This is a genomic window from Candidatus Poribacteria bacterium (assembly GCA_016866785.1).
In the GTDB taxonomy this organism is placed as follows: domain Bacteria; phylum Poribacteria; class WGA-4E.
Genome location: VGLH01000192.1, coordinates 1 through 5,317 on the forward strand (window position 1 = coordinate 1; position 5,317 = coordinate 5,317).

The 5,317-nt window shown below is 64.6% G+C and carries 7 protein-coding genes; 6 read left to right on the forward strand and 1 reads right to left on the reverse strand.

What is annotated here, in order from left to right; genetic code table 11:
* Positions 1 to 220 (reverse strand): hypothetical protein (locus FJZ36_17885; protein MBM3216769.1); only part of this gene is annotated, 220 nt, incomplete at its 3' end.
* Between the two features lie 225 nt (positions 221 to 445).
* On the opposite strand from FJZ36_17885, the gene FJZ36_17890 reads away from it, so the two are divergent.
* The 6 genes from FJZ36_17890 (at position 446) to FJZ36_17915 (ending at position 5,287) form a co-directional block, all read left to right on the forward strand.
* Positions 446 to 1,066 (forward strand): hypothetical protein, encoded by a 621-nt coding sequence (locus FJZ36_17890; protein MBM3216770.1) that lies wholly within the window; start codon positions 446 to 448, stop codon positions 1,064 to 1,066.
* A gap of 327 nt (positions 1,067 to 1,393) precedes the next feature.
* A complete protein-coding gene (locus tag FJZ36_17895) occupies positions 1,394 to 1,927 on the forward strand; it encodes a glutathione peroxidase (protein MBM3216771.1) in 534 nt (177 codons plus the stop codon).
* Positions 1,928 to 1,956: 29 nt separating this feature from the next.
* Positions 1,957 to 3,156 carry an alanine--glyoxylate aminotransferase family protein gene (locus FJZ36_17900; GenBank protein MBM3216772.1) on the forward strand — a complete coding sequence of 400 codons (1,200 nt, stop codon included), beginning with the start codon at positions 1,957 to 1,959 and terminating at the stop codon, positions 3,154 to 3,156.
* 5 nt (positions 3,157 to 3,161) lie between these two features.
* Complete coding sequence (locus tag FJZ36_17905) at positions 3,162 to 3,821, forward strand: HAD family phosphatase (GenBank protein ID MBM3216773.1); 660 nt, start codon at positions 3,162 to 3,164, stop codon at positions 3,819 to 3,821.
* Positions 3,796 to 4,431 carry a DUF123 domain-containing protein gene (locus tag FJZ36_17910; protein MBM3216774.1) on the forward strand — a complete coding sequence of 212 codons (636 nt, stop codon included), beginning with the start codon at positions 3,796 to 3,798 and terminating at the stop codon, positions 4,429 to 4,431. The genes FJZ36_17905 and FJZ36_17910 overlap by 26 nt, the downstream gene beginning before the upstream one ends.
* 136 nt (positions 4,432 to 4,567) lie before the next feature.
* Positions 4,568 to 5,287 (forward strand): phytanoyl-CoA dioxygenase family protein, encoded by a 720-nt coding sequence (locus tag FJZ36_17915; GenBank protein ID MBM3216775.1) that lies wholly within the window; start codon positions 4,568 to 4,570, stop codon positions 5,285 to 5,287.
* The last annotated feature ends 30 nt before the right edge of the window (positions 5,288 to 5,317 follow it).

Sequence of the window (5,317 nt, forward strand, 5' to 3'; positions counted from 1 at the left end):
GACGCGACCGCCGCAGCCATGCATTCGCCGCCGTCACGACGAAGAGGCAGAAGACGACGTTGAAGTAGAGGCTCATCGTCGTGGGGTACTGAGTTCCCCAGACGGTCTCCCACTGGACGACGAGGAACACGTTGATGGGAACCAGCAGCAGCGCGAGGATCACCGCCCGCGCGGTGACGCCTCCGGTTCGGTGCTTGCCGTTCCGCGGATTGTCCTTCAACTCGAACCCTCGACCGTTGCGGGGTTGCCAGCCAACTGAGCCGGTTTCGCGCGCCAAGCGGAATCTGGTATTCCCGATCGAGTCAATATCCGGCTTGTCGCCACCGTTCAGCCGCGTTGCGGGCGTGAGTACGGGCGTACGCCAGTCGTACTCATGTCAACTCGGGCTCAGTACGTGATAGGGCAGGACGCTCGCCTGCGGGGTGTTCCTGACTCATGGTGATTTTTGATATCTCATCGTTCGATGGAATCCAAGCCCGAACGATTCCCGCAAGGGATAGAGATCTCGCAATATCACTATAAACCGGGAACACCGCCTGCGGAGTCCTGTTGGATCAACTGGGGCGTCGTGATATGTTTCCTTTCAGCGGCATCAACCGATCGCCGTACCCGAGCAATGATGGAGGTAACCATGGGGAACGATACCAGAGCCACCAAACGCGTTCTTTTTGTCTGCGGGGGAAACACGTGCCGAAGCCCGATGGCTGCAGCCATCGCGCGTCAGTTGCTGGGTCCCGCCGCTGATGTCCGTAGCGCTGGCATCTACGCCGTGCCAGACGCACCTGCTGCTCTGGACGCGATCGTCGTGATGGCGGAGAGGGGACTGGATATCCGCGGTCATCGCGCTCGTAGCATTCACGACGTTGACCCAACGGCGTCCGAGTATGTCGTCGCTCTGACTCCGGCAATCGCGCGGGAGCTTCGGTCGTTGCGCGTCGATCCGGCGACGATCATTGAGCTCTGTATCCTGGATCCCTTCGGACAGGGCATCGACATCTATCGCGAGACGGCGGACGACATCACGCGCGAGCTCCAGCGGATTTTCGGAGCCAGAGCAGAAGGCTGATCCGAACCCGTCCGGGCGACGGGATTCCCCAGACTGCTGACGGTGCTTTTTGGCAGCGGCATGTCGAACGAGTCCCCGGCGACCGTGCCCAGGTCGAATCCGCCGCCCAGCCGGTTGACCGCTCGTCGCGCCGCGTGGGATACTGAACGACGGCACGTGGGAGCAATGATCCGCAGGAGGCAAAACGAAATGAACCGGATGCACGCTACCGGTCTGCTGATCGTGGCGGCGACGCTGTGCACAGGCACTGCGCTGGCGGGCGGCGATGCTCCGTCCGCGACGAAAACCGAGACGTTCAAGGTGAAGGTGGCAGACAAGGGAGTCAAGATGTCGCCGAAGTCGATTCACGGTTTCGCGATGAAGAACATCGACGGCAAGAAGATTGAGCTGTCGGACTTCGACGGCGACGTTCTTCTCGTCGTCAACACGGCGTCCAAGTGCGGCTACACGCCTCAGTACGCCGACCTGGAAGCTGTCTACGAGAAGTACCGTGAGAAGGGCTTCAAGGTTCTCGCGTTCCCGGCGAACGAGTTCGGCGCGCAGGAGCCCGGGACGAACGACGAGATCAAGGCGTTCTGCACGACCAACTACGACGTGAAGTTCCCGCTCTTCTCCAAGATCGTCGTCAAGGGAGAGGGGATTCACCCGCTGTATCAGTACCTGACCGATGAAGAGGCGCATCCCAAGACCGGCGGCGAGATCAAGTGGAACTTCACGAAGTTCCTCGTCGGCAAGGATGGCAAGGTTCTCGCGCGGTTCGAGCCGAAGGTCAAGCCGACCGACGAGGAAGTGACCAAGGCGCTCGAAGACGCGCTCGCCGTGAAGTACGAGAAGAAAGCAAAGGCGACCGCTACGCCGTAAGCCATTCGCCCGAGGAGACCTCACCCACCATGTCAACCGAGACGTACTCCGAGCTCGACCCGTCTGCGCGTTTGCTGATGGGTCCGGGGCCCAGCATGGTCCATCCGCGCGTTCTCAAGGCGATGTCCACGCCGCTCTTGGGTCATCTCGACCCAGAGTTCCTTCGCCTGATGAACGAGACGATGGACCTCCTTCGCCGGACGTTCGGCACGGCGAACGAGCTGACGATCCCTATCTCGGCGACGGGCAGCGCGGGCATGGAGGCGGCTCTCTGCAACATCATCGAGCCGGGCGATCAGGTCGTCATCTGCGTCAACGGCGTCTTCGGCGAGCGGATGAGCGACATCGTCGGGCGATGCGGCGGCGTGCTGACGCGCGTCGATGCGCCTTGGGGCAGAGCCTTCGAGCCGGAGCAGATCGAAGCCGCCTTGCGGTCAGTCCCGAAGCCCAAGGCGGTCGCCATCGTCCACGCGGAGACCTCGACGGGCGTTCTCCAGCCGCTGGCTGACATCGCGAAGATCGTGCGGAACCACGGCGCGCTGTTCGTGGTCGATACCGTCACGTCATTGGGCGGAGCCCCGATCGAGGCGGACGCGACCGGCATCGACGTGTCCTACAGCGGGACGCAGAAGTGCCTGAGCTGCCCGCCGGGTCTATCGCCGATCACGTTCGGTCCTCGCGCGATGGAGGTCATCAACGGTCGGAAGTCGAAGGTGCAGTCGTGGTACCTCGACATGACGATGGTCTCGAAGTATTGGGGTTCGGAGCGTCTCTATCACCACACGGCTCCGATCAGCATGGTCTACGCGCTGCGGGAGGCGCTACGGATCGTTCACGAGGAAGGGCTGGCGGCGCGCTATGAACGCCATCGACTCCACGCTGCCGCACTGGGAGCCGGGCTCGAAGCGATGGGCTTGAAGCTCGCCGCGCAGGACGACTGCCGGGCTCCGATGCTCACGCTGACGGCTCTACCCGATGGCGCCGACGATGCCGCCGTGCGCCGTCGCCTCTTGCTGGAACACGGCGTCGAGATCGGCGGCGGGCTGGGCGTGTTCAAGGGCAAGATGTGGCGCATCGGTCTGATGGGCGAGACGGCTCGCCGTTCGAGCGTCCTGACCTGCTTGGACGCTCTCGGCGCGTCGCTGGGAGCCGAGGGATGTTCGGTGGACGCGCAGGCTGGGCTGGCGGCGGCTCAGGAGGTCTACGCATCTGCCTCAGGGGCTGAGTAGCCGACATGCCCCATCCCACTCACGCCGTCCTGTTCGACCTGGACGGCGTGCTCGTCGATTCGTCCCTCTACCACCGCATGGCGCTGGAACGTCTCGGAGACGAGCTCGGTGTTCCCGTGACCGAGGCGTTCCACCGCGCGACCTTCGGAACCCGTACGCGCGAGACGCTCATCGCGCTGCTGAACCCGATCCCCTCGGACGCCGAGCTCGACCGCCTGATCGAGCGTAAGGAAGCCCTCTACCGCGAGTGCGCTCGCGGGCGGATCGACCCGCTACCGGGAGCCGTCGAACTGGTGCGCGGTCTGCGCGCAGCGGGGGTGGCTTTGGCAATCGGATCCTCCACGGTTCTCGCCAACGTCGAGCTCGCTCTGCGCGAGATCGGTGTCTTGGACTCGTTCGACGCCATCGTCGCGGGAGAGGACGTGTCCATTGGCAAGCCGGACCCGGAGGTGTTCCTGACCGCCGCGCGGAAGGTCGAGGTTCCACCGGAGCGGTGCGTCGTCATCGAGGATGCGCCCCAGGGCGTCGAGGCGGCGCGTCGGGGCGGGATGCGCGTCGTCGCCGTCGCGTCGAGCCGCGATGCCGCCGAGTTGGTAGGCGCGGATCGTGTCGTTGCGTCCCTTTCGGATCTCTCGCCCGATGATCTCATTCGACTCGTCGCCTAACCCGCCGACGGTTCCCATGCTGACCGTCCTCGGTTCAACCGGAAGCGCGGGCTCCTACCTGCATCGCATCCGCGTGAGCGTTCCGCTCGCCATCGTGTTCGGACGATTCCGAGGCAGGGAACTGATCCACGTGCCAGCCGGGGAATACGTCTATGTCGGGTCGGCTCTGTCGTCGCGCGGCTCGACGTCGTTGGCGCGTCGGCTCGTACGGCACGCGAGCCGCTCCGGCGAGAATCCGCCTCACGCGATCCGAGACCTCCTGCTCACGGAGCACGCGAGCCTGGGCGCTCCGACGCCCGACCTGCTCCCGCGTTCCGGCAAGACGCTCTTCTGGAACGTGGACCACCTGCTCGACCGGCTCGAAGCGGAGTTGATCGGCATCATCGCCGTGCGTTCGCCGGTTCGCATGGAACGGGAGCTCGCGCTGCTGGTGGCGTCGGACGCTGGGACGACTCCGTTGGCGAAGAGGCTGGGAGCGAACGACCTGCCGGGGGTCACGAACCTCGTTCGCGTCGAGGCTGCGTCAGGCTGGTGGGAGGAACTGGCGCGACGGGTCGATTGCCTCCGCGAGCGACTTGAGCGAGAACGGGGCCCAGGGACACCGCGCTGAGGCGGGTTTCCAGACGGTGCTGGTCCATGTCATTCTAAGCCGCCAAGGGCGGGCAGAGCGAACCCGAGGCAAGAGCGACGGGGTTGCTTTCTGGTATCGACTGACGACCGGATGGGTTGGGCGGGAGGAGGCCGCAATGGTCGCGTCGTCCGAACTGGCGAAGGCGTTTGCGGAAGAGGGCTATGTCATCGTCCCGAACCTGCTGACGCGCGCCGAGACGATTGAGATCAAGCGTGAAACACGCCTCATCGTCGATCGTGTGCGCGAGGACGTGGCGCTTTCCGGGGGCGATCCGGTCGCGGCGCTTCGGACGGGCGTTGTCGTCGGGCTCGCCGCACGGAGCGAGTTCTTCAAACGGGCGGTGGCGGACCCCCGGATTGTGGACATCCTCGAAGCGATCCAGGGCCCGAACGTCGAGTTCCTGAGCGATAAGGTCGTCTACAAGCAGGAGGGCACGGAGTTCGGCAGCCCCTGGCATCAGGACTGGCCCTACTGGCGGGGAACCAACAAGATATCCGTGTGGATTCCCCTCGACGACGCGACGCCGGAGAACGGAACTCTGAAGGTTCTCCCGCGCTCGCACATCGAGTTCGTGACGCACGACGGGGATTCGAGCGATGGGTACGGTTTTGGACATCGGCTCCGACCCGATGCCATCGACGAGTCCCAGGCAGTGACCGCCGAGCTCGAAGCCGGTGGAGCCGTCTTCTTCCACGACCTCACGCTCCACGCGAGCCATCCGAACCAGTCGGGCGCGGATCGGTGGGTGTGGATTCCTACCTACCGCGACGCCCAGGCGGAGGACCCGGCGTATCCCTGGGCGGTCGCCGCGGCTGTTGTGCGCGGCTCGCGTTAGCCGTCCACATGGGACACTGATGCACATGTC

Coding starts and splice junctions, on each gene's coding strand:
- FJZ36_17895 (MBM3216771.1), top strand. CDS start 1,394: ATGTCGCCGAAGTCGATTCACGGTTTCGCGATGAAGAACATCGACGGC.
- FJZ36_17915 (MBM3216775.1), top strand. CDS start 4,568: ATGGTCGCGTCGTCCGAACTGGCGAAGGCGTTTGCGGAAGAGGGCTAT.
- FJZ36_17900 (MBM3216772.1), top strand. CDS start 1,957: ATGTCAACCGAGACGTACTCCGAGCTCGACCCGTCTGCGCGTTTGCTG.
- FJZ36_17905 (MBM3216773.1), top strand. CDS start 3,162: ATGCCCCATCCCACTCACGCCGTCCTGTTCGACCTGGACGGCGTGCTC.
- FJZ36_17910 (MBM3216774.1), top strand. CDS start 3,796: ATGATCTCATTCGACTCGTCGCCTAACCCGCCGACGGTTCCCATGCTG.